A 22,998-nucleotide genomic window follows, 5' to 3' on the forward strand; every position below is an offset into this window, starting at 1 on the left:
TCCGATGCCCGGACGGTTCTTTTTGACACGACCGACGTCGCAGATCGCAGATGATCTGGGAATTCCGGGCAGCATCCCCGAACAACCAGCGCGCCAAAATATCCAGCCGGGAGAGGAGGTGGTTGTTCTGACCGGTACCGGGCTGACCCTCATGCGCTGGGGCATGATCCCGGTTGGCCGGGTGAATGCGCGAGGGCGTCCGGTGATGGAGACGATCATCAACGCGCGCTCCGAGACCGTCTTCGACAAAAGCGCTTTCGAAGGCGTCGGGCGTGCGGTTATTCCTGTTGACGGTTGGTATGAGTGGACCGGAGAGAAGCGGCGCAAAACCGCTTGGCGCATCTCGGCCAAGGATGGATCACCCTTGCTGTTTGCTGCGATCACCGACGTCTGGCAGGCACCCGGAGGGCTGCGCGTCGATCAGGTTGCTGCGGTGACGTGCGAGCCGAATGCGGACGTGAAGCCCATCCATCATCGGATGGGCGTGTTACTAGACCGCGATGGTGTTGAGCTTTGGTTGAACGGAACAGAAGAAGAGGCCCAAAACCTCGCCAGTCCGTGGCCTGACGGATGGCTGCGTATCGAGCAAGCCGACCATGTGGATTGGTCGGCCCCCTAGACCACTGTCACCACGGTTCCGATCGGCACCCGGTTATAAAGGTCGATCACATGCTCATTCAGCATTCGGATACAACCGTTTGAAACGGCATGGCCGATGGTCTGCGGCTGCGTGGTGCCGTGGATACGGAAATATGTATCGACCCCGTTTTGGAACAGATAGAGCGCGCGTGCGCCCAGAGGATTGTCTCCACCACCGGGCTGGACATAGTCGTTGTCCTTGAATTTGGCGTAAGTGACCGGGTCGCGCTCGATCATCTCGTCGGTTGGTCGCCAAGTCGGCCATTCTTTCTTGACGTCGATGGTGGCCGAACCCGTAAACTCGAGACCGGCTTTGCCAACGCCGCACCCGTAGCGGACAGCCTTGCGGGGTTCGGTCACGTAATAAAGGTAGAATGACCGCGGTGCGACCAGCAGCTGACCTGGCTGAAACTGCTTCTTAATGCGCACAAACTGCGGTGTCGGGTCGTATTCGACCGCTTTCTTGGCACTGGCTGTGCCGGGCAGCAGGCAGACAGCTGTCCCAGCCACAAAAGCGCGGCGAGTAAACATATTGCGTCCCTTCCAAAGACCAATGAACTTTTGATCCTAGTCTTGAAAGGATAGCCGATTTGGTCAATCGGCGGGGATGCATAACTGAAATGTGATGTATTCTGCGGGCCACACATTAGTCGTGGCCAAGGAAGAGGGCGGAGAGAAAGCTCCGCCCTTTGAACGGCTTAGGCCAGTTCGATATTATCCGCGCTTTCGCGGCCGTCACGGCCTGCGCGCAGCTCGTAAGTGACTTTCTGGTTGTCGGCCAGGCCCGTCAGGCCCGAGCGTTCGACAGCTGAGATGTGCACGAACACATCTTTGCCGCCCTCTTCGGGTGCGATGAAGCCGAAGCCTTTGGTGGTGTTGAACCATTTTACGGTACCTGTAGGCATATCCGTTGTCTCCTGTTTTGGTGCTGCCCACGGGGTTGCGGCAGCCTGGCGTCGTCGGTCTGGATCGAGTGACTGAGCGCCCATGAAGGAGACAGTAGGTCGAAATAGAAAAACGTTAGCGTTGTGGATATGGCATCCATGTGCGGATGTGGCAAGGTAAGATAATAGGGATTTTCAGCGCTGCGGGAATCCGTTTAACAGATATAGATGGCAGTTATTTGATGAAACGAACGGTTTGTTGGCACCATCGGTCGATAGCAATACATCCCGCTCCGATGAAAGTTGGGTCTGCTAAGATGCAGGGTTCTGTCATACAGTTGAGCCGTAGATTGATATGCTTCAGATTTTGAACAGGTATAGCCGCTTGACATTGCCCTAAGGTACACAATACCTCACTTGGAAATCGAAACCTGACTAAGCGAGTGGCTTGGTGTTCGTTTCTATTGAGTATTCAGCCCGCAAGGAACTTGCTTTCAATGGATAACAACGTTGCTTTGACTGTCAGCACGGTTATTTTGCTTATCGCACTGACCATCCTCGCTAAATTTATCTCGAGACGTTTCAAGCGCCTTTCGAAAGAACAGATTAAGAGCGCAGCTGACGATCGCATAGCGCAAATTGCCGCGAAACGACGTGAAAAGAAGTCGAGTATGGCGGTAACCAATCTGGAGCTTCGTCATACCGAGAACTGCAAGTTGCTTACAAACCGCGAGATGCTGCTGGACTTGATGCCGAAAGATGCAGTTGTGGCAGAAGTGGGCGCTGCGTTTGGTGATTTCTCGCGGGAGATCTTGCAAAGGTGCTCTCCCAAGCAATTGCACCTAGTCGATTCATGGGCTTCGAAGCGGTACCAGATTGGGTTGGATACGATAAAACAAAACTTGGCAGACGATATCTCGGCTGGCCGCTTGAAAATCCACCAGGGTCTTTCAACTGATATGCTCCCCACTTTCGACGACGGGGTTTTGGATTGGGTCTACATCGACACAAATCACACCTATGAAACGACGCTAGAAGAGCTGTTGATCTCTGACCGCAAGGTCTCTGAGACAGGCCGAATCGCGGGACATGACTTTTGCACAGGTAATGTTGTGGACGCCGTTCCATATGGCGTTGTCGAAGCGGTCACAAAGTTCTGTAAAGACAAAGATTGGCAGTTCGAATATCTGACTGTTGAAAGCCACGGCCATTTTTCATTTTGCTTGCGGCGCCTGAACTGACTCAGCTAACCGAGATTGTCGCCTAGCAGTTTGTAAGAATATTAAGCAAAGCTTGGGGCGGTCTGGTTCAACGGTAGTATGCAATACACATAAGTTGAGTTGCTCTGAAATTGGATATCGTCGTATCTGGATGATGCGAACAAAAAAAGACGTGGGCTGCTTCAACCCGGTTGATTGTTTTTGCAGAAATCAGACGATTTCAGATAGCTTACCACCCGTGGTCCAAACGTCGTTTGAAAAACGCCAGGTCGACCCGCGGGTGATGGCGAAACCAACTGCCTACAATGTTTGGCGCGTTTGTTTCATGCGCATTGCACTGGAACGCCAACCACACAAACAAGCGGTTGAACCTGTTTGCACCCCCTCCTATCGTGCGCGTGTAATATAACCATTCAGGACGATAACATGACCGAGCAAATGCCACATCCCATGTCTCCGCAGGATTGCCTTGTGGCGATCATGGTCGCGGTGTCCGCCTCGGACGAAACCATTCGCACCGCCGAACTGGTCAAGATCGAAACCGCTGTCAACATGCTGCCGGTCTTTGCCGACTACGATATCGATCGCACCCGCCGCGTATCGCAAATCGTGTTTGATCTGTTTGAGCAAGAGGATGGGTTGGACGCCCTTTTCGGTTTGGTTCGTGAAAACTTGCCTGCACGTCTGAATGAGACCGCCTATGCGCTGGCCTGCGATGTGGCTGCCGCCGATGGTTCATTGGCTGAGACCGAGCTGCGCCTTCTGGAAGAAATCCGCTATGAGCTGAGCATCGATCGCCTGCATGCCGCCGCCATTGAGCGCGGGGCGCGTGCACGGCATACCATCTAGCTGCCGTAAAGCGAGCCCCAACGCTCCAACAACGCCCGCTGCAATTTGCGTGATTTCCGGTTCCAAGGGCGCGCGCCTTCGGGTCTTTCGCGATTTGCGCGCGGGATTTTGGCGCGATGGGCGACATCTGCGGTGAAAATGGCAAAGGCTAGTTCTATGCCATCTGTTGTAGTCAGATAGCCACCAAGACCTGAGACGAAGTTCAGCGTTCCAGTCTTTGCATCCACCCGGACCGGATGGTTCTTGACCGGTCGTCCGTTCTGGTCGGTCAAGGCAAATGGTTTTAGCAACGGTCTCAGCTGATCAGAGCTGCCCGCCGTCGTCAATATCTTGGTCAATGCCACAGGCTCCATGCGCGACGCATCCCCGAGCCCCGAATGATCCACCATCGCAATTCCGTTCGCGCCAAACCGCTCGGTCGCCCAGCGGTTCATCTCTGCCGCTGACTCTGCGAGGTTCTCAGGTCTTATCCCACGCGCCTTTGTGGCCGCCATACCGACCATGTCGGCGGTGATATTGGTCGAGTATTTCAACATACCCTTTAAAATACTCTGCAGCGGGTCGCTTTGATGGATCACCAAAGGCACCCCCTGCGGGGCTTGTTGGGTTACCTGTACCCGGCCCAGAACAATCCCGTTCACGCGCGCCAGCGTTCGGAACACATCGCCGGCATAAAGCGCAGGCTTGCGCACTGGCAACCACCGCGCGCCCCCATTGCCCAACGCGCCTTTGGCCACGGTCCACCGATCCTGTCTTGCACTGGGCTGATAGGTGTAAATAGGAAGACTACGGCTTTCGATCCGCATCGTGGCCATATCGACCGAAGGCGTGTATTTTGTGCTACGGGCGTCCATGGTCACGCCATAGCCATCGCTTTCGCGCTTCCATTCGAAATGCACCCGGTTGAAATTCAAAGAAATTCCACTGATTGCCGGGCTGTAGCCCAGATGATCGGGCTGCCCCGGTTCAATGCTGAAAACATAAGGCAGCGTTCCGTCATAGACCTTGAACGCGCCGCGCACCTCGGTAATCCCGGCCTTGCGCAGATTGGCCGCCATTGTGGCCAGCGCATCTGTGTCTAGCAGCGGATCACCGCCTCCGGCGAGGATCAGATCGCCCTTCAGGATTCCGTTTTCGATCGGACCATCCGCGATCAGAGTTGTTTCGAACCGAAACTCAGGACCCAGAACATCCAAGGCATAAAGCGCGGTCAGAGCTTTGGCGACGCTGGCAGGTGGCAAGCTTGCGCCTTCGCCGAATACCTCCAATGGCGTTCCGGTTTTTACATCGGAAACGGCAAAGACAACTTCGCCCCGCAGCCCTGCGGCCTTTACAAGCCGCTCGGAGGCGCTCGCCAACGGTCCGCGCAGTTGAGGGCGCAGAGACACCAAAGGCGCCTCGGCAAGGCCCGTGCCCGGAACCAGAGACGCCCCCAATCCACTCAGAAACAAACGACGCGAAATACGATCAACCATGGGTCTATTAGAATCCCAGAGCTTAAATATAGACAATCACTTGATTAAGATTATGCGCTGACTGGAGTCATTCGGGCAACACCCCATCGCCCCAGATGCCGCGATTGCGAAGATCAGTTGAACTGACGTCAACCATCGGCACGTTCACGAAACACCAGGCCGGAGCCTCGGCCCGGCCCAGCAAATGCCGCGCCTGCCCGTCGATCCGGTACTTTGCATACGCCCGGGCCGCCGGTGACATCCGGGCAGAAATCCGATCCCCCGGGCGCGCCACCACGCCAACGGGGATGCTGTCCATGATCAGCCGCCAGTCTTTCCATTTGTGAAACTGCGCCAGATTATCCGCACCCATCAGCCAGACAAACCGCACCTGCGGATAGAGCTGCCTGAGTGCCGCCACCGTATCCGCCGTCGCCCGCGTACCCGTCAGCGCCTCGATATCCGTCACCTCAACCCGTGGGTGCTGTATCACGGCCCGTGCGGCCTCAACCCGCCGCGCCAGCGGCGCAGGCCCCCGCTGCTTCAGAGGATTCCCCGGAGACACCAGCCACCAGACCCGGTCCAGCCCGAACGCCTTCATCGCCTCACGCGTCACATGCACATGGCCCCGATGCGGAGGATCAAATGACCCCCCGAACAGCCCCACGACCTGCCCGGGCCGCGCATATGGAATGTCACTGCGCTCCATATCTTGCTGATGTTCAGAACTGGGCGGCCTTGTCAATCAACAGGTTGCACCACATCACCCAACTTGACACGCCCGGGCCGCACCACCTCGGCACACCAGCCCCCATGCCCCCGCACGGCGGAATAGCCACCCTTGCCCAGTGCCTCCTCCATCCGGCTGCACGGCGCGCAGATCACGGTAAAGCGCAAAATAGCCTCCCCCACCTGCACCTCCCGCCCCTTGAGCGCCGCCAGATTGATCCCCGAAACCACCAGATTGCGCCGCAGGATTTCAGGTGCGACCAGCCCCTGCCCCAGATAAGAACCAATCGCCGCGAGGTGTTCTTGCTGGATCAGCGTCACCGCCCGCTTGCCAGCACGGCTTCGGTCACCGTCGAGCCCGTCGGCTGAGATCATCACATCATCCACCGAGGCCATCTCCACCCGCCGATCTGGCCGCATACCAATTCGCTCAACCCGTCCCGGCTGCGCCCAGCCGGCAATGAGATCTTTCAAGGACATCAAAGGCTCCGAGATTTTCAAACCTCCCCTCATCTAGCAGTCTGGCCTCTGTTGAGGCAGCCGCTAATAGTAGCGCTGATTGATTTGTGAATTGGAGCCAAACATGCAGCGCCTAATGATCCCTGAACCTACAGAAGATATCTTTGAGCAGGGCTTCGGCAAACACGACAAACTTTCACGAGACAAAGTCGGGAAAAAACTCTCCGAGCTTTTCGAGAGAATCGATGATCCTCTCGTAATCGCGCTAGACGGAGCCTGGGGCTCTGGCAAATCGTTCTTCTTGAAATGCTGGGTGCACGAACACGTCAAAGAAGAATATGGACGTTCAACCGATACCGTATATTTCGACGCATTCGCCCATGACTACCTTGACGATCCATTGATCGATCTAACGGCAGCTATCTCGGAACGGATAGAACGCAAACCAAAGAGCCCCGCATCTAAAGCGTGGAAACTAGCCAAGAATGCGGCTCCGTTTCTTGGCAAGGCCGCGTTTCGTCTGGGTACTGCTGCTCTCGTCGGTAAGGCGATTTCTCTAACCGGCGAGGACGATGGAGACCTAAATGATATTGGTGATAAGCTTGCCGAAGAAGGCGGCGAAATATCCAAGTCACTCGCCGAATTCTGGAAGAAGGAAGAAGGAAGACGGACGACGGGCCGCAATGTTGGCCTTCAAAGGCGCACTAGTTAAATTGACAGACCCAGACGGAGGTGGTGCTCCGAGGAATAAGCTTATCATCGTTGTTGACGAGTTAGACCGCTGCCGCCCGGACTACGCACTTTCACTGCTAGAGATAATCAAACACTTTTTTGATGTTGATGGGGTGCATTTCGTTCTCGGGGTGAATCTGGAGCAACTGCAAAACAGCGTCCGCGTTAGATATGGGAGTAAAGTGGACGCGGCGATCTATCTCCAGAAGTTCTACTCTTTAGTCTTGAGGTTGCCGCGTCGAATTCAGTACACGCAGGACTATCTGCTATACTTCCAGCACGCGTCTGCACAAATGCATATCCCTATGTCCATTCACAAAACGGCAAACGCCTTATTGGAACTGTACATTGGCTCATCACCGATGACTCCAAGAACGATTCAAAAGATTTTAGCTGTTCTTGCCTTGATCCCGCGCGAACGCCCTCAACACATTGGGAACGAATATTTGGTTGCAGCCGCGATATCGAAAGTCTGTGCCCCGGAAATATATGAGTTGATGAGATCGAACAAACTTACCCCAGATGATCTGCAAGAAGTTTTTAACTTCAATCAAAGTGATCTTGCGTCATGGACTCGTGTATTGAGGGCAGCTCAAGGTCACAAAGAGGTATTCGGCCCGAGCACACTATTGATACCAGAGAACCTCCTCCCAGAAATCTGCGATGAGTATCTGGAGGTCTTTGACTCTAGCGCACTGCAAATTGGATAATGAGGCCACATTCATCCGCGATTGCCCCCACCAACCGCATCCGCTATCACACCGCCCAACTCAATTTCCCCGACCCAGAGGACGCGACATGGCCGCCTATCAATATGTCTACCACATGCAGGGTGTCTCCAAGACCTATCCCGGTGGCAAGAAGTGCTTTGAAAACATTCACCTGAGCTTTCTGCCCGGCGTGAAAATCGGTGTTGTCGGCGTCAACGGCGCGGGTAAATCGACTCTGATGAAGATCATGGCGGGCCTCGACACCGATTTCACGGGTGAGGCATGGGCCGCCGAAGGTGCCAAGGTCGGCTATCTGCCGCAGGAACCGCAGCTGGACGAAAGCCTCACCGTCCGCGAAAACGTCATGCTGGGCGTCGCCTCAAAAAAGGCCAAGGTCGACCGGTTCAACGAGATCGCCATGGAGATCGCCGAGAACTACTCGGACGAGCTGATGGAAGAAATGACCACCCTGCAGGACGCGATTGACGCGGAAAACCTCTGGGATCTCGACAGCCAGATCGACGTCTCGATGGAGGCGCTGCGCTGCCCCGCCGACGACGCCAGCATCGCCAACCTCTCGGGGGGTGAGAAACGCCGCGTGGCGCTCTGCAAGCTGCTGCTGGAAGCGCCCGACATGTTGCTCTTGGACGAACCGACCAACCACCTGGACGCCGAGACCATCGCGTGGCTGCAACAGCACCTGATCGACTACAAGGGCACCATCCTGATCGTCACCCACGACCGTTACTTCCTGGATGACATCACCGGCTGGATCCTCGAACTCGACCGCGGCCGCGGCATCCCATACGAAGGCAACTATTCCGCATGGCTGGAACAAAAAGCCAAACGGCTCGAACAGGAAGCCCGCGAGGACAAGTCCAAGCAGAAGACCCTGCAGCGCGAATTGGAATGGATGCGTCAGGGCCAAAAGGCCCGTCAGGCCAAATCCAAGGCCCGGATCAACGCCTATAACGAACTGGCCGAGCAGTCCGAGCGCGAAAAGCTGACCCGCGCCCAGATCGTCATCCCCAACGGTCAGCGTCTTGGCGGCAAGGTGATCGAGGTCGAGGGCCTGTCTAAACACATGGGCGACAAGCAACTGATCGAAGGGCTGGACTTTGCTCTGCCCCCCGGAGGCATTGTCGGCGTCATCGGCCCCAACGGTGCGGGTAAATCGACGCTGTTCAAAATGCTCACCGGTCAGGAACAGCCCGACAGCGGCACCATCACGCTGGGCGACACGGTCGAGCTGTCCTATGTCGACCAGTCCCGCGACGACCTTGCCGACAACGACACCGTGTGGGAGGCGATCACTGGCGGCGCCGAGATCATCCAGTTGGGCGACGCGCAGGTCAATTCCCGCGCCTATTGCTCGTCCTTTAACTTCAAGGGCGGCGATCAGCAGAAAAAGGTCTCGTTGCTGTCAGGTGGTGAGCGCAACCGCGTCCACATGGCACGCTTGCTGAAAGAGGGCGGCAACGTCCTGCTGCTCGACGAACCCACCAACGATCTCGACGTCGAAACCCTGCGCGCGCTGGAAGACGCCCTGGTCGATTTCGCCGGCTGCGCCGTCGTCATCTCGCACGATCGTTTCTTCCTCGACAGGATTTGCACGCATATTCTGGCGTTTGAAGGCGATGCCCATGTGGAATGGTTCGAGGGCAACTTCGAGGACTACGAAGAGGACAAAAAGCGCCGTCTGGGACCGGACGCGCTGGAGCCCAAGCGGTTGAAGCATAAGAAGTTTGCTCGGTAAGGCCGGGTGGGGATCGTATTGCCGAAAAAACAGAAGTGGAGATGCTTTCTTAATGATTAAGTTAGCGACGCGCAGTGTCCAAATTTCTGCTTTCCTAATTTGCGGTGCAGTTGGCGCAATGGCTGAGGCGCCAAAGAAGGTTACCACCTATGCCGCGCCAGCGGATTTCACCTATTTCTTGCATAAGCACGACGGTGAGCAGGGAAAATTTGATTTCTCAGACAAATGGGTCGACCCTGAAGAATCTGATGTGATTGTTGCTTTCATCGAAAACAGAGAAGATATCGGTTTTGTTCCGGCAAAGCTTTACAGTTCATTCCAAACTGTTTCGTCAATTGTTGATACGCATTTCTATCAGTTATCGAGCAGGGTTTTCGGCGAAACGTTGGACTCTGATGTTTACATTGTTTCCGTTTCCAGATTGCACGACAAGTTGGTTGAGGACGGCTTCTCAGAAGAGCAAACACAAAAAGGAACATTTATTTCATGCTTCGCAGCCGGCTTGGTTGAAGATTTTTATAGCCGAGGAAATCTAGATGCTAACCATCGCAAAATCGGTGACACATGTGCGGAATTTCTAATAAATAGGTAAATTACTGTTTTAAACCCAGCGAGCGTAGGATGGGTGCTCGAACCCATCTCTCCTCAATTCTCCCAATCCAACCACGTCAAATGATGGGTGGAATCACCCACCCTACGGCTCTCCGAACAAGCCCTCGGTGATCACACCACTCCATTCCGGATCAACCCGACCTGCGCGGATATCACGATGGATCGACGAATGGCCCAATCGATCAGATGTTCCAACAACCCATGTTTGTTCACGACCCCGTCGATCTAGCCATCATCACGATCCCACCAACCACTCAAACCCCAAAAATGCCCGCGCTTTGTTGACTCATGCTGCACCGGCACAATAGGAGGGGTCGGTCGGCTGCATAGGGCGGCGGGCTGATTTTTTCCGATGGAGCTGAACTATAATGTCTGAACTGCGTGAAACCGCGATGACGTCCAAGGCGTGGCCGTTTGAAGAGGCGCGTCGGTTGCTCAAACGCTATCAGAAAGGCGCTCCGGAGAAGGGGTTTGTGCTGTTCGAGACGGGCTATGGCCCCTCAGGCCTGCCGCATATCGGAACCTTTGGTGAGGTGGCGCGAACCACGATGGTCAAGCGCGCGTTTGAGGCGCTGTCGGACATCCCAACCAAGCTGATCTGTTTCTCGGACGATCTGGACGGGATGCGCAAGGTGCCCAGCAATGTGCCGAACCCGGAGATTCTTGAGCAGCATTTGCAGCGCCCATTGACCTCGGTGCCTGATCCGTTCGGCGAATATGACAGCTTTGGCGCGTATAACAACGCGATGTTGCGGCGGTTCCTCGATACCTTTGGGTTCGAATATGAGTTCTACTCGGCCAAGGAATTTTATGAATCCGGTCAGTTTGATGAAGTGCTCAAGCTTGCGGTTGAACGCTACGACGAGATCATGGCGATCATGCTGAAAAGCTTGCGCGAGGAACGTCAGCAGACCTATTCGATCTTCCTGCCGCTGCACCCTGAAAGCGGGCGGGTGATGTATGTGCCGATGAAAAAGGTCTGTGCCGAGACATATACCGTGACCTTCGATGATGAGACGGGCAAGGAATGGACTGTTCCAGTCACTGGCGGCAATGTGAAGCTGCAGTGGAAGCCGGATTTCGGCGCGCGCTGGGCAGCTTTGGGCGTCGATTTCGAGATGTACGGCAAGGAACATGCCACCAACGAGAAAATCTATGACTCGATCTGTAGGGCACTTGGCGGTCGTGCGCCCGAGCATTTCTCGTATGAACTGTTCCTCGATGAGAACGGGCAGAAGATTTCCAAGTCGTCGGGCAATGGTGTCTCGATTGACGAATGGCTGACCTATGCGCCGACCGAGTCGCTGGCCTATTTCATGTATCAGAAGCCCAAGACCGCGAAGCGAATGCATTTTGATGTGATCCCGAAAGCCTATGATGAGTATCATCAGCAGTTGCGGACCTATCCGGGGCAGGACCTGAAAGCGCAGTTGAACAATCCGGTGTGGCATATCCACGGTGGTAATGTGCCTGAGTCCACGTTGATGGTTCCCTTTGCGATGCTGTTGAACTTGGCGTCGGTATCCGGGGCTGAGGACAAAGAGGCGCTGTGGGGCTTCATTCGTCGTTATGCGCCTGAAGCTACAGCCGAAACGCATCCCGATCTGGATCAGGCGGCGGGCTTTGCGGTGCGCTACTTCAACGATTTTGTCAAACCGACGCGCCAGCATCGTGCGCCGACGGATCAGGAGCGGGAAGCGCTGGAGGCGTTGAAGGCGGCCCTAGAAGCTTATGACGGACCGATGGAAGATGAGGCACTGCAATCGGTGGTCTATGCCATCGGGCGCGAGCGGTTTGATCCGATGCGCGGCTGGTTCACAGCGCTTTATGAAGTGCTGCTGGGTGCGTCGCAGGGGCCTCGGTTCGGGGGGTTCATCGCGCTTTATGGTGTGCCGGAAACCATTGCTCTGATCGACAAGGCATTGGCCGGAGAACTGGTCTGATTTGACCTGATCTCGTGTGGGGCTACCCTTGGTTCAGGAGGTGGCCCCATGCGTCGACTATTGCTTGCTGTATCTCTGGGTGCCGGGCTGGCCTCGGGCGCTTCTGCGCAAAACGCCGAGATCGAGGCAAATATCTCGGCGCAGATACAGGCTTTCAAGGCGGATGATTTCGCCACTGCCTTCACCTTTGCCAGCCCCAATATCCAACGCCTGTTCGGATCGCCCGAGAATTTCGGGACCATGGTGCGGCGCGGCTATCCAATGGTCTGGCGTCCGACAGATGTAAGGTTTCTGGAGCTGCGCGAGATCAATGGTGCCTTATGGCAGAAGGTTATGGTGGTGGATGGAGATGGTCGTGTCCATATCCTCGATTACCAAATGATCCGGCAAGAAAACGGCTGGAAGATCAATGGCGTGCAATTGTTGGGCAACTCCGATCCGGCGGCGTGATGCAACACCACCGTCACGGTGATAAGAGCTGCGATTAATTCCTATTCGATACCAAGACCTTCGCGCTCGGGGGATGTCCTGAGCTTTGGGTTTTTTTGGCGCGATGGCGCGATTGGGAAAGGGATTTTCATGAACAAGGCAATCACCGACGGTATCGTGTTTATGCCTCCGGCATTCGCGGATGGTCTGGGAGTATGGTCCAGCGGCGACGGCACGCCTGGCGCGCCGACCTATGAGGGGTCGGGAACGGGTGTGTTTGTGCCAGCGGATGCGGATTTCGCAGGCTGTCTGGAGATCTACAAAACTGAGGCCACGCAGCAACTGCGCTATATGGGTCAGACGCAGCTGTTGCCGGGCTGCTATTTGCAGATCAAGGCACGGGTGAAGGCGATCAGTGGACCTCTGCCGGAAGTGCGGATAGCGGGTTGGGCCGGGGGTGCCGGGGATGCGCATGTGAGCGGTCTAGTCGAGCAGGGCCCGGCGACACAATTGACCGGCTATGGCACGGTGCATGAGATCACGGCGATCGTGGGCGTTGGTCAGCGGCCGGGTGTGGACATGCCTTGGGGTCCTGCGGCGTTTTATGGTCATTTCGGGCTGAATGTCGACGGCACCAACGGGGCCGTGGTGCGGGTCGACGACCTTGAGATTGTCGACATTACGAGCGCGTTCCTGCGTGACATGATCGGCGTTGTCGATGTGCGTGACTTTGGCGCTGTCGGTGATGGTTCCACCGATGACTCGCAGGCGTTCGAGGCGGCGGATCAGGCTGCGAACGGGCGCAAGATTTATGTGCCACAGGGAACGTTCCTGCTCGACGAGAATACCTCTATCGGCTCCGAGATCGAATTCGATGGCACGGTGACGATGCCTGATGACAAGATGCTTCTGCTGACCAAGAACTACGATCTGCCCACCTATATCTCGGCCTTTGGGGATGAGATGCTGGCCTTCAAGAAAGCGTTTCAGGCATTGCTGAATGGTTCTGACCATGAATCGCTTGACCTGGGTGGGCGCAAGATAGCGGTGACCGAGCCCATTGACATGGCTGCCGCCGTTCCCAACCGAACCGGCTTTGCCACCCGTCGGGTGGTGCGCAACGGTCAGTTCGACGTCAAAAGCAGTGCGGCCTGGGATACCGAGAGTTTTGAGTCGGTCGCGACCTATGATCCGAGCGATTCCCGCAAACTCACCAATGTGGCCAATATCGCAAACATCCCTGTGGGTTCTTTGGTCACCGGCAGCGGGGTGGGGCGCGAGATTTATGTGCGTTCCAAAGATGACAGCGCTGGTGAAATCACGTTGAACGAACCGATCTATGATGCAGCCGGGACGCAGAACTTTACCTTTACGGCATTCAAATATCTGTTGGACTTTAGCGGTTTCAGCGCATTGCAGAAGTTCAACATGGAAGGGATCGAGTTCCAGTGCAACGGTCGTTGCAGCGCGATCCGTCTGTCGCCTGGGGGTAACACCTTTGTGCTGAAGGATTGCTTTATCAGCCGTCCCAAGGATCGCGGCATTACCTCAATCGGGCAAGGCTGTCAGGGGATGTTGATCGACGGGTGTCAGTTCCTATCGACCGAAGAGAGTCTGGATGTGGCGGATCGCAGCTCAATCGCGCTGAACACCAATGCCAATGACGTCAAGCTGCGCCATAACCGGGCAACGCGGTTCCACCACTTTGCAGTTTTGGGCGGTGACAACAATCTGGTGCTGGGTAACCACTTTTTCCAGGGTGACGGCGTGCCCAACGGTATCCGCAACGCGGGGCTTGTGCTGATAGGAGGGTACAACAGCTCTTCGGTTGCCGAGAACTATGTCGACAACTGCTTCATCGAATGGACCAATGAACGGGATCCGGACCCTGATTACAGCACCGGTTATTCCTTCAGCGCGTTGAGCGTCACAGACAATATCTTCTATGCCAGCAATGTCGCGCCTTGGTTTAGCTACTTCGTGATCCGTCCTTATGGATCGGGGCATTTTCTGAATGGTCTGACGGTGACAGGCAACAAGTTCCGGGTGGCCAATGTGGATATTGATCGGGCAGAGCGCGTGGATACCAGTTTTGCCAACCTCAACCCAGAGCGGCATACAAATGTCAGCTTTGAAAACAACACGTTCCATGGGATCAGCACGCCTTGTTCCAACCCGCTACGCGTTCGTCACTCGCAAAGTTCGACCTCATCGGCCTGGACGGTCAGCTCGCAGGGGCGGTTGCCGTTTGGCGGTCGCGCGCGCGGGTGCGACGCGGTGGTGGCCGTCAGCTCGCTGAGATCGGTCTTTAACTCAGTGCGCTACACGGCACCGTATGTCGAGCTGAAGCAGGGATCGAGCCAAAACAATATCCGCCTACGTTGGTCTGAGGCATTAAGAGGCACAGTCTCGGCCATTCTGCGGATCGATACCTGACCGGAGGTGCTTAGTAGTTGAGCCATAATGCGAGTTTGAAACCTGTGTGTTCGCGAACTGAATTCCGTTCAACTCCAATGACCCAGCTGGCTATACCGGTTTTCGGACGATAAATCAGCGAGGGCCGGGCGCTCCAATACCAAGGGCGACCCGGCTCGTATGACGTTTCGATTTGCAACAGAGGGTCGAAGCGCCGCCCCGATGACAGACCTGCAGTGAAATCCAGCTTTCGGATCAAGGCCTCATGCGTACGGTATTCCAGCGCTGTGTCGACTGCGATCCATCCCGAACCCAACCCGGTTCGGATACCTTTGCCATACGACAATGTGGTTTTATACATCGCCCAGGCGCCGTCCTGCCGGTGATGCAACCCGGCGCCGAATTCGGCGGCTATGCGCCCGGCTGAACCGAAATCAGCGACAGGGATTCGGGCAAAGACCAGGGCGTGGCCGTAAAGATCCTGATGTTCTTCAGCGTCCAGCCCGATCGTCAGATTTGGCCTGAACCCCCATTCCGCATAGAGCGCCCCCTTGTACTTGTAGGCATCATCGTCTTCCCGGAATGCGGTGACCGAGGTCGCGGCAAAGACCGAATCTTTCTCGCGCAACCATGCCCCGGCACTACCCGGGCCGCAAAGCATGCAGGTTAGCAAGAATATGAGAACCAGACGGGCCATGCGCGCAGCATCCGCGGACATGGTTAACGGATCGTTAGTTTCCTGTTCATCCTTGCGAAAGAAATTCCCCAAATCCCGGTTTTGGCTCAGGAAATAGATGGCGTTTGCAAAAGCTGTGTTAGGCTGGGCCTAACAAAGTAGGAGGAGCCACATGCCGCAGATTTCCAAAAACAACAGCTATCAGACGGTCATTACTACCTTTGAGATGACCCCTGGAACCTGTCAGGATCTTCTTGAGGCGCTGACGGATGCCTATGCCCATTTCATTTCGAAACAACCCGGTTTCATCTCTGCAGGGCTGCATGTGAACGACGCGCAGACGCGCATTGCCAATTATTCACAATGGGAGCGGCGCGAGGATTTCCTGTCGATGTTGCGCACACCTGAAATGCGCGAGCGCAATCGCCGGATCAATGAGCTGTGCAAAAGCTTTGAACCCGTCATGTACGACGTGGCCGAGACATTTGGCGAGACCTGACCTGGATCAAGGCAGCGATGCAGGTTTGCAGCGACGATGGCGGCGCAACGACGGAGATGTGCCATGTATCACAATATTCTAGTACCGATTTCCTTTGATGCCGAACGAGATACCTCGGCACCTCTGAAGCTGGCGCAGATGCTGGCGACGCCCGAGGCCAACGTGACATTGCTGCATGTGGTTGAGCATATCCCGGATTATGCGATTTCTTACATGCCCGCCGAGTATCTTTCCGAGGCCCGTAAAGCGATCCAGACAGAGTTGGACACGTTGGCGGCAAAGGTACCCAACGCGCAGGGGCTGGTCGTGGAAGGCCATTCCGGGCGCACGATTCTGGATTGGGCCGAGGTGAACAAGCCTGACCTGATCATTATGGCATCGCATCGCCCCGGAATGCAGGACCTGCTGTTGGGATCAACCGCGACTCATGTCGTGCGGCACGCGAAATGCGCCGTGCATGTGGTGCGTTAAGGGATAATTTTTCGACCACGAGCCCACGTGGCCATGGCTTTGCCACATAGGCATCGTATCACGGCCCGCATGAGCCCTAAGCAACCAAAAGAACAGACGACGCCCGGCCCGCGCCCGACCAGACGGCAGCGCAGGGCCGAGGCTGTGCGCCGCAAGGCTCTGTCTCCGATCCGGATTCTGATGATGGTGCTGGCCTTGCCCCTGACCACCGGGATGATCGCAATCGGGGTTTATATTCGGGTGAGCGACTATGACCGTCCCGAAGCCGTTGTGCATCTGGTGGCCATGGCTGGATGTGATGTCGTGCAAAAGCTTGTCCCCGGTCCGTTTTATGACGGCGGTCCGGGATATCACAAGCGCAATGATCCCGATGGCGACGGCGTGGCCTGCAGGCCATCCGCATCCCGCTCGGTTTCAACGTTTGCGCAACAAGCTCCGACGATCACACCAGAGGTCGAGGCCCCAAAAGAGCGCACCGTCGGGACTGCCAAGTTCCTGAAACCCTGATCTGCATTTTGCGGCGATGCGCTCAGGAAAGTTGAGCCCCGGCGCAGTCGCGAAAGAGGCGCACTTGAGCCGCTGCGCCATCCAGTGCGAACTCGGTCAACCTGTCTTGTGTAAAGGCATAGGCGGTCTGATTGTATTCTAGCCCATCCAAAACATTGCCGAACCCGGTGTCCATCACGGTAAGGGATGCAGCGTTTCCCGACAACGCATGACGTGCCGTAGCGATTTCGATGGGGTTCGGGCCGTCAAACCGCATGGCAAACCATGGGGTCTGGGTCCAACCTTCGGCCTTGTGAGTGATGGTCAGGGTATAAAGCGGCTGAGCCGGGTCATAGGTCAGGAAAATCTGTGCCGTACTCGTGTCATGCGACAGGGTGCAAATCGGTCCGACCGTTGCCTCCCATGCGGTGGCTGGCGTGGCTAAGAGGAGTGATAGCAGAATGACGCGCATGGACGATTACTTAGCTGCTGATGGACCTCAGGCAAGAGTGGCGACCTGCCTCATCTAAACAGATTGGTGTCGCGCGAAACGGACTGATTGTTTCCTGCGACGCGCGCCAGATCCTCGGTCTGCACCCCGCGTATCCCCTGCACGACACTTTTCGCAATACTCGTGTTGGGCACGGTGTTTGGGTATGTCATGGCAACCATTTGGAAATACGGTTTGTGATCTCAAACGTGGCGGAAGGGATGCTGGGCTGCAACCTTGAAGTGTCAGGGCCTGCGTTTGGGTGAGGTGCTAGGTTGAAAATAGCCTGATTTCTCAAGTATCAATGCGAGATTTCAAGTCGCTATGTTACGTTGCGCGCGGCGCGGCCGTTCCGGTCACGTCCTATGGCAATTTCGCCAGACGAGGGAGGAAAGTGATGTTTGCACGTATTACCCAATACAAAATGAAGCCCGGCTCGCGTGAGGCGGCGACGGAGAAAATGAATGAATTGAAATCCGAAATCATGGGCATGCCCGGCATGCACAGCTTTACCAATGTGATGAACGAGGACGGCTCGGGCTATGTGATCTCGGTGGTCGAGAGCGAGGCGACCTCGAACGCGAACGCGCCCAAAGTGGCCGAGCTATGGGGGCAGTTTGCGGAATATCTGGAAGGCCCCCCAACACCGGTTGGATACGATGTGGTTGCCCATTGGGATAAGGGGTGATCAGCTGGGCGGGGATATCCCCGCCCTTTGATCGCACAACACAGATGCCCCGAGGCGCGGGACGTGCGGTCGCACCAGGGTTAAAAACGCACCGCGCGTTCCCATCTGTTCAACAGAGCAAAGGGAGAGCGTTTGATGCAATGTCCGATTGATGGAACTCAGCTGGTGATCACGGAACGGAGCGGGGTCGAGATCGACTATTGCCCGCAATGTCGTGGCGTTTGGTTGGACCGTGGAGAGTTGGACAAAATCATCGAACGATCTGCCGCCCATGCACCACCGCCGCCGCCGCAACGAGGCTATGATGACCGGTCCGATCACGGGTATCGAAAGAAAAAGAAACGCGGCGGGTTTCTGGACGACCTGTTCGATTTTTGAGCCCGAAGAACTGCCCTTGGTATCTTGGCCTTTGAAGGTTTCAGGGCGGGTTCGTTCTTACACCGCGCAATTCGTGAATGGTGCTTGGGTTCCTATGGATGCAAGCAGGCTGACGGGTGGGAAGCCCATCAGCCTGCTTGCTGCAAATTTGAAGTGTTTTTAGTCTTCTGAGACGGCGGGCTTATTGTATTGCAGAGCCCTGCATATTTGCTATCAACCTTAGAATGATTAAACTTCAGCTTTTTCTATTCGTTTCCGCCGCTGTTAGTTTTTGGTCTGTGATGACTTTCGGCCCAATTTTAACACTACCGCTGCTTATTGGGGCAGCAGGCATTGTCGCAGCCATAATTTTGTTACTGCGTCTAAAGATTGCTAAAAGGAGTAAATGGGTCGTAGTTGATGGTTCGAATGTGCTTTATTGGGCGGATAATGAACCAGCTTTGCATTCGGCTAAACTGGTGATCGAAAAGCTACTTACCGACGGGTTCGAGCCATTACTATGGTTCGATGCGAATGTCGGTTACTTGGTCGCCGATCAATACATGAATTCTGCCGAGCTTTCGAAAGCCCTCCGATATCCAGCGCGTCGGATTTCGGTTGCGCCAAAAGGATCACCTGCTGATCCGTTGCTGATCAGAGATGCGGCGACGTTGGGAGCACGCATAGTCACAAACGATCGATTCAGAGACTGGCATGAGTGTTTTCCCCAATTGAATCAGCAAGAGTTATTCTTGAGGGGAAGTATCAAAAACAAACAGGTGCACTTGAAGTGAGTGACTACCGCTTCCGCCGCTTCACATTTCCGCCCCTTTGCCCCGGCCTGCCAGCCGTTGACCTCCCCCGCGATTTCACGGCGTCTTCCGAGGCTTTCTCGACTGCCCATTGGCGGGCCATGGGGTCGTCGGCGACGGCGAGGTCGACCGCTTCCAGACGTTTGATCTCGTCCCGGATGTTGGCAGCCTCTTCGAATTCGAGGTTCTCGGCGGCTTTGCGCATCTGCTCGCGCAACCCATCCAGATGGGCTTCCAAATTCGCGCCGTGCATCGGTTTGTCGATGGTGGCGGTGACGCGGTTCATGTCGACGTCGCCTTCGTAGAGACCGGCCAGAACATCCTCGACATTCTTCTTCACTGTCTCAGGCGTGATGCCGTGTTCCTGATTATAGGCGAGCTGTTTGGCGCGGCGGCGGTTGGTTTCACCCAGGGCGCGCTCCATCGAGCCGGTGATCTTGTCGGCATACATGATCACCCGCCCGTCAGCGTTCCGCGCGGCGCGGCCGATGGTCTGGATCAGCGAGGTTTCTGAGCGCAGGAAGCCCTCTTTATCCGCGTCCAGAATGGCGACCAGCCCGCATTCGGGGATATCGAGCCCTTCGCGCAGCAGGTTGATCCCGACCAGCACGTCGAAAGCCCCCAACCGCAAGTCACGCAGGATTTCGATCCGTTCCAGCGTGTCGATATCCGAGTGCATGTAGCGAACTTTGATGCCCTGTTCGTGCAGGTATTCGGTCAGGTCCTCGGCCATGCGTTTGGTCAGCGTTGTCACCAGCGTGCGGAATCCGTTGGCGGCCACCTTGCGCACCTCGTCCAGCAGGTCGTCCACCTGCATCGACACCGGGCGGATTTCGACCTCGGGGTCCAAGAGGCCGGTGGGGCGGATGACCTGTTCGGTGAAGACACCGCCGGTCTGTTCGATCTCCCACTTCGCCGGGGTGGCCGAGACAAAGACGGATTGCGGGCGCATTGCGTCCCATTCCTCGAACTTCAAAGGTCGGTTGTCCATGCAGGACGGCAGGCGGAACCCGTGTTCCGCCAGCGTGAACTTGCGCCGGTAGTCGCCCCGATACATACCGCCGATCTGCGGGACGCTGACATGGGACTCGTCGGCGAAGACAATCGCGTTGTCCGGAATGAATTCGAACAGGGTTGGCGGCGGTTCGCCCGGCGCACGGCCCGTGAGGTAGCGTGAGTAGTTCTCGATCCCGTTACAGACGCCGGTGGCCTCGAGCATTTCCAGATCGAAGTTCGTACGCTGTTCCAGCCTTTGAGCTTCCAGCAGCTTGCCCTCGCCGACCAGCTGATCCAACCGGATGCGGAGTTCCTTTTTGATCCCAATGATCGCTTGATTCATCGTTGGCTTCGGCGTGACGTAGTGCGAATTCGCATAGACCCGCACCTGCTCCATCGTTGCCGCGCGTTCGCCGGTCAGCGGGTCGAACTCGGTGATGGTTTCCAGTTCCTCGCCGAAGAACGAGAATTTCCAAGCACGGTCCTCAAGGTGGGCCGGCCAGATTTCCAGGGAATCGCCACGCACCCGGAAGGACCCGCGCTGGAAAGCCTGATCGTTGCGGCGGTACTGTTGGGCGACCAGATCAGCCATCACCTGCCTCTGGTCATACTCATGACCCACCTTCAGATCCTGTGTCATCGCTCCATAGGTCTCGACCGAACCGATACCGTAGATGCACGAGACCGAAGCCACGATGATCACGTCATCACGTTCCAACAGCGCACGGGTGGCCGAGTGGCGCATCCGGTCGATCTGTTCGTTGATCTGGGATTCTTTCTCGATATAGGTGTCCGAGCGCGGCACATAGGCCTCGGGCTGGTAGTAGTCATAGTAGGACACAAAGTACTCAACCGAGTTTTCCGGGAAGAACCCCTTGAATTCCCCATAGAGCTGCGCTGCCAACGTCTTGTTGGGCGCAAGGATGATGGCGGGGCGCTGCGTTTCCTCGATCACCTTGGCCATTGTGAAGGTCTTGCCTGTGCCGGTCGCACCCAGCAGAACCTGATCTCGCTCACCATCATTCACGCCGCCCGCCAGCTCTTTGATCGCCGTGGGTTGGTCGCCCGCGGGATTGAATTCGGTATGCATGACGAACTGCTTGCCGCCCTCCAGCTTCAGGCGGGTGCGCACGTCTTCAGCAGTCAGTTGGGTTTTGTCGGAATGGGCGTATGGCATAGGCAAGCTCCGGGTCAGGCCCCTACATTTGTTCTTATTTTGTCCGTCTGCAAGGTCTGATCTGGATTCATTTCCTGCTATGCGGTCCGGTGTTGAGCGTCGGGGTGCGTTTGAACCTTCGCCGCCAAAGCGGACAGGTTCTCGGCCAGCACGCGGCCTATCATCATCTTCAACAGGATTTGCCCCATCAACCAGCCGAGTGGGCCATATTTCACGCGGAAATCCATGCTCCAGATAACACGGCTACGGGTGTTGGATAGCGGTGTGATGACAATCGTTGCCTGCGCCTCGTGCAGAGGCATCGCCATCTGCGACAGCCGCACGGTGTAGCCTCGGTTGACCTGCCAATCCGTCACTTCTTCAACCAATGATGTGCCGTTCGCGAAGTGACACCGACGTTTCGATCCGACGCCATCCGATCCCTCGGTCAAAGCATCCACCGATGTCACCTGCGGAGCGAAGTCGTCGATATGCATGAAGCGGCTGAGGATGGCCCATATGTCTTCAGGTCGAGCGTTGATGTCGAAGTGGCGTTCGTGGTGAATCATCTTGCTGTCCTTGTCGCGGGTTCGTGCCGTAAATAGCTCCACCTGATGACAGTTCCTGACATCAGCATTTCCATGGCATCCGCGACAATTGTCATCTTGTCCCGGCGCGCGCTCTGACGCATAAACAGTTTCAGCCAAGTGAGTACGGAGAGGCGACATGCGCGCACGGATTTACCAGCCTTCGCGAAACGCGATGACCTCGGGGATGGCCAAGACCCGTAAGTGGGTTCTGGAGTATGCTCCTGCGTCGGCGCGTGAAGTTGATCCGCTGATGGGCTGGACCTCATCCAACGATACGCAAACTCAGGTGCGCCTTAAGTTTGATACCAGGGAAGAGGCGTTGGACTATGCCAAGGACAACGGTATCGAGGTGCAGGTCAGTGAGCCGCACAAACGCAAGCCGAACCTGCGCGCGCGTGGCTACGGCGAGAATTTCGCGACTGACCGGCGCACGCCCTGGACACACTAAGTGATCGAAATCCGCGAAGCCGACCCGACATCGGACGCCTTGCGCCCGCTGGTCGAGGCGCATTTCGCCCATAGCGAAACGGCTGGACCGGCCGAGAGCAACCATACCATGGATGCCGCGTCACTTGCTGGTCCGGGGATTCGTTTCTGGGCGCTGTATGAATCAGGCAAACCTTTGGGTTGCGGCGCGCTCAAGGCTTTGCCGGATGGCACGGCGGAGGTGAAATCGGTTCATATCCTGTCCTCCGCGCGAGGACGGGGGCTGGCACGCGTGATGATGATTCATCTGGCGGATCTGGCCCGTACCGAAGGCACTACGGCGCTGGTTCTGGAAACCGGCGCGGCCCATTTACCCGCCTATGACGCCGCGCGTCGGCTCTATGAAACATTGGGCTACGGCTATTGCGACCCGATCCATGGCTACGAGCCCGATCCGAACAGTGCTTTCATGCGCTTGGCCCTTGAACCCGGGTCGTAAAAACCGCAAGAAGGGCGCAGC

27 protein-coding genes are annotated in these 22,998 nt (G+C 56.3%); 18 read left to right on the forward strand and 9 right to left on the reverse strand.

Annotated elements, in window-relative coordinates; all coding sequences use genetic code 11:
• Positions 1 to 4 precede the first annotated feature (4 nt).
• Positions 5 to 619, forward strand: coding sequence for an SOS response-associated peptidase (locus tag ACR0IV_RS12120; RefSeq protein ID WP_480659354.1), 615 nt, complete (start codon positions 5 to 7; stop codon positions 617 to 619).
• On the opposite strand, the gene ACR0IV_RS12125 is transcribed toward ACR0IV_RS12120, so the two are convergent.
• Both ACR0IV_RS12125 and ACR0IV_RS12130 read right to left on the reverse strand, forming a co-directional pair.
• Positions 616 to 1,170: a L,D-transpeptidase gene (locus ACR0IV_RS12125; protein ID WP_480470829.1), complete on the reverse strand. Its 555-nt coding sequence runs from the start codon at positions 1,168 to 1,170 to the stop codon at positions 616 to 618. The genes ACR0IV_RS12120 and ACR0IV_RS12125 overlap by 4 nt on opposite strands.
• Before the next feature lie 167 nt (positions 1,171 to 1,337).
• Complete coding sequence (locus ACR0IV_RS12130) at positions 1,338 to 1,544, reverse strand: cold-shock protein (RefSeq protein ID WP_480470828.1); 207 nt, start codon at positions 1,542 to 1,544, stop codon at positions 1,338 to 1,340.
• Between the two features lie 476 nt (positions 1,545 to 2,020).
• Between ACR0IV_RS12130 and ACR0IV_RS12135 the strand changes: the two genes are divergently transcribed.
• Both ACR0IV_RS12135 and ACR0IV_RS12140 read left to right on the forward strand, forming a co-directional pair.
• Positions 2,021 to 2,764 (forward strand): class I SAM-dependent methyltransferase, encoded by a 744-nt coding sequence (locus ACR0IV_RS12135; RefSeq protein ID WP_480659355.1) that lies wholly within the window; start codon positions 2,021 to 2,023, stop codon positions 2,762 to 2,764.
• Between the two features lie 405 nt (positions 2,765 to 3,169).
• Positions 3,170 to 3,592, forward strand: coding sequence for a tellurite resistance TerB family protein (locus ACR0IV_RS12140; protein WP_480659356.1), 423 nt, complete (start codon positions 3,170 to 3,172; stop codon positions 3,590 to 3,592).
• Here ACR0IV_RS12140 and dacB read toward each other — a convergent pair.
• The 3 genes from dacB to ACR0IV_RS12155 form a co-directional block, all read right to left on the reverse strand.
• Positions 3,589 to 5,067: a D-alanyl-D-alanine carboxypeptidase/D-alanyl-D-alanine endopeptidase gene (gene dacB / locus ACR0IV_RS12145; protein ID WP_480470826.1), complete on the reverse strand. Its 1,479-nt coding sequence runs from the start codon at positions 5,065 to 5,067 to the stop codon at positions 3,589 to 3,591. The two genes, ACR0IV_RS12140 and dacB, sit on opposite strands and share 4 nt — an antisense overlap.
• Before the next feature lie 67 nt (positions 5,068 to 5,134).
• The gene (locus ACR0IV_RS12150; RefSeq protein WP_480659357.1) at positions 5,135 to 5,755 is read right to left on the reverse strand and encodes a nicotinate-nucleotide adenylyltransferase; all 621 of its coding nucleotides are present in this window, start codon (positions 5,753 to 5,755) and stop codon (positions 5,135 to 5,137) included.
• Between the two features lie 32 nt (positions 5,756 to 5,787).
• Complete coding sequence (locus ACR0IV_RS12155; protein ID WP_480659358.1) at positions 5,788 to 6,255, reverse strand: MOSC domain-containing protein; 468 nt, start codon at positions 6,253 to 6,255, stop codon at positions 5,788 to 5,790.
• 103 nt (positions 6,256 to 6,358) lie between these two features.
• Between ACR0IV_RS12155 and ACR0IV_RS12160 the strand changes: the two genes are divergently transcribed.
• The 7 genes from ACR0IV_RS12160 (at position 6,359) to ACR0IV_RS12190 (ending at position 14,852) form a co-directional block, all read left to right on the forward strand.
• The gene (locus ACR0IV_RS12160; protein ID WP_480659359.1) at positions 6,359 to 6,946 is read left to right on the forward strand and encodes a P-loop NTPase fold protein; all 588 of its coding nucleotides are present in this window, start codon (positions 6,359 to 6,361) and stop codon (positions 6,944 to 6,946) included.
• A complete protein-coding gene (locus ACR0IV_RS12165) occupies positions 6,918 to 7,676 on the forward strand; it encodes a KAP family P-loop NTPase fold protein (protein WP_480659360.1) in 759 nt (252 codons plus the stop codon). Before ACR0IV_RS12160 ends, ACR0IV_RS12165 begins: the two co-directional genes overlap by 29 nt.
• Positions 7,677 to 7,764: 88 nt before the next feature.
• Entirely contained in the window at positions 7,765 to 9,432 is a 1,668-nt protein-coding gene (gene ettA / locus ACR0IV_RS12170) for an energy-dependent translational throttle protein EttA (RefSeq protein WP_480659361.1), read from the forward strand.
• 52 nt (positions 9,433 to 9,484) lie between these two features.
• The gene (locus ACR0IV_RS12175; protein WP_480659362.1) at positions 9,485 to 10,024 is read left to right on the forward strand and encodes a hypothetical protein; all 540 of its coding nucleotides are present in this window, start codon (positions 9,485 to 9,487) and stop codon (positions 10,022 to 10,024) included.
• Positions 10,025 to 10,412: 388 nt separating this feature from the next.
• Positions 10,413 to 11,987, forward strand: a complete 1,575-nt coding sequence (locus ACR0IV_RS12180; protein WP_480659363.1) for a lysine--tRNA ligase — start codon at positions 10,413 to 10,415, stop codon at positions 11,985 to 11,987.
• A 48-nt stretch (positions 11,988 to 12,035) separates the two neighbouring features.
• Complete coding sequence (locus tag ACR0IV_RS12185) at positions 12,036 to 12,437, forward strand: DUF4864 domain-containing protein (RefSeq protein WP_480659365.1); 402 nt, start codon at positions 12,036 to 12,038, stop codon at positions 12,435 to 12,437.
• A gap of 129 nt (positions 12,438 to 12,566) precedes the next feature.
• The gene (locus ACR0IV_RS12190; protein ID WP_480659366.1) at positions 12,567 to 14,852 is read left to right on the forward strand and encodes a glycosyl hydrolase family 28-related protein; all 2,286 of its coding nucleotides are present in this window, start codon (positions 12,567 to 12,569) and stop codon (positions 14,850 to 14,852) included.
• Positions 14,853 to 14,862: 10 nt separating this feature from the next.
• On the opposite strand, the gene ACR0IV_RS12195 is transcribed toward ACR0IV_RS12190, so the two are convergent.
• Positions 14,863 to 15,528, reverse strand: coding sequence for a hypothetical protein (locus ACR0IV_RS12195; RefSeq protein ID WP_480734133.1), 666 nt, complete (start codon positions 15,526 to 15,528; stop codon positions 14,863 to 14,865).
• A 151-nt stretch (positions 15,529 to 15,679) separates the two neighbouring features.
• On the opposite strand from ACR0IV_RS12195, the gene ACR0IV_RS12200 reads away from it, so the two are divergent.
• The 3 genes from ACR0IV_RS12200 (at position 15,680) to ACR0IV_RS12210 (ending at position 16,984) form a co-directional block, all read left to right on the forward strand.
• Positions 15,680 to 16,006, forward strand: a complete 327-nt coding sequence (locus tag ACR0IV_RS12200; protein ID WP_480470816.1) for an antibiotic biosynthesis monooxygenase family protein — start codon at positions 15,680 to 15,682, stop codon at positions 16,004 to 16,006.
• 63 nt (positions 16,007 to 16,069) lie between these two features.
• Positions 16,070 to 16,477: a universal stress protein gene (locus ACR0IV_RS12205; RefSeq protein WP_480470815.1), complete on the forward strand. Its 408-nt coding sequence runs from the start codon at positions 16,070 to 16,072 to the stop codon at positions 16,475 to 16,477.
• Positions 16,478 to 16,546: 69 nt separating this feature from the next.
• A complete protein-coding gene (locus ACR0IV_RS12210; RefSeq protein WP_480659369.1) occupies positions 16,547 to 16,984 on the forward strand; it encodes an excalibur calcium-binding domain-containing protein in 438 nt (145 codons plus the stop codon).
• Positions 16,985 to 17,006: 22 nt separating this feature from the next.
• On the opposite strand, the gene ACR0IV_RS12215 is transcribed toward ACR0IV_RS12210, so the two are convergent.
• Positions 17,007 to 17,435: a hypothetical protein gene (locus ACR0IV_RS12215; RefSeq protein WP_480659370.1), complete on the reverse strand. Its 429-nt coding sequence runs from the start codon at positions 17,433 to 17,435 to the stop codon at positions 17,007 to 17,009.
• Positions 17,436 to 17,850: 415 nt separating this feature from the next.
• Between ACR0IV_RS12215 and ACR0IV_RS12220 the strand changes: the two genes are divergently transcribed.
• The 3 genes from ACR0IV_RS12220 (at position 17,851) to ACR0IV_RS12230 (ending at position 19,292) form a co-directional block, all read left to right on the forward strand.
• Positions 17,851 to 18,141 (forward strand): antibiotic biosynthesis monooxygenase family protein, encoded by a 291-nt coding sequence (locus ACR0IV_RS12220; RefSeq protein WP_480659373.1) that lies wholly within the window; start codon positions 17,851 to 17,853, stop codon positions 18,139 to 18,141.
• A gap of 135 nt (positions 18,142 to 18,276) precedes the next feature.
• Positions 18,277 to 18,519, forward strand: coding sequence for a TFIIB-type zinc ribbon-containing protein (locus ACR0IV_RS12225; RefSeq protein WP_480659374.1), 243 nt, complete (start codon positions 18,277 to 18,279; stop codon positions 18,517 to 18,519).
• Between the two features lie 224 nt (positions 18,520 to 18,743).
• Positions 18,744 to 19,292: an NYN domain-containing protein gene (locus ACR0IV_RS12230; protein ID WP_480659375.1), complete on the forward strand. Its 549-nt coding sequence runs from the start codon at positions 18,744 to 18,746 to the stop codon at positions 19,290 to 19,292.
• Between the two features lie 4 nt (positions 19,293 to 19,296).
• On the opposite strand, the gene uvrB is transcribed toward ACR0IV_RS12230, so the two are convergent.
• Both uvrB and ACR0IV_RS12240 read right to left on the reverse strand, forming a co-directional pair.
• Positions 19,297 to 21,483 (reverse strand): excinuclease ABC subunit UvrB, encoded by a 2,187-nt coding sequence (uvrB, locus tag ACR0IV_RS12235; RefSeq protein WP_480659377.1) that lies wholly within the window; start codon positions 21,481 to 21,483, stop codon positions 19,297 to 19,299.
• A 77-nt stretch (positions 21,484 to 21,560) separates the two neighbouring features.
• Positions 21,561 to 22,031, reverse strand: coding sequence for an SRPBCC family protein (locus tag ACR0IV_RS12240; protein ID WP_480659378.1), 471 nt, complete (start codon positions 22,029 to 22,031; stop codon positions 21,561 to 21,563).
• Between the two features lie 157 nt (positions 22,032 to 22,188).
• Here ACR0IV_RS12240 and ACR0IV_RS12245 point away from each other — a divergent pair, with 157 nt between their 5' ends.
• Together ACR0IV_RS12245 and ACR0IV_RS12250 are read left to right on the forward strand one after the other, a co-directional pair.
• The gene (locus tag ACR0IV_RS12245) at positions 22,189 to 22,500 is read left to right on the forward strand and encodes an ETC complex I subunit (RefSeq protein WP_480470807.1); all 312 of its coding nucleotides are present in this window, start codon (positions 22,189 to 22,191) and stop codon (positions 22,498 to 22,500) included.
• Positions 22,501 to 22,977, forward strand: a complete 477-nt coding sequence (locus ACR0IV_RS12250; protein ID WP_480659379.1) for a GNAT family N-acetyltransferase — start codon at positions 22,501 to 22,503, stop codon at positions 22,975 to 22,977.
• The last annotated feature ends 21 nt before the right edge of the window (positions 22,978 to 22,998 follow it).

The organism is Ruegeria sp. C2 (genome assembly GCF_056537765.1).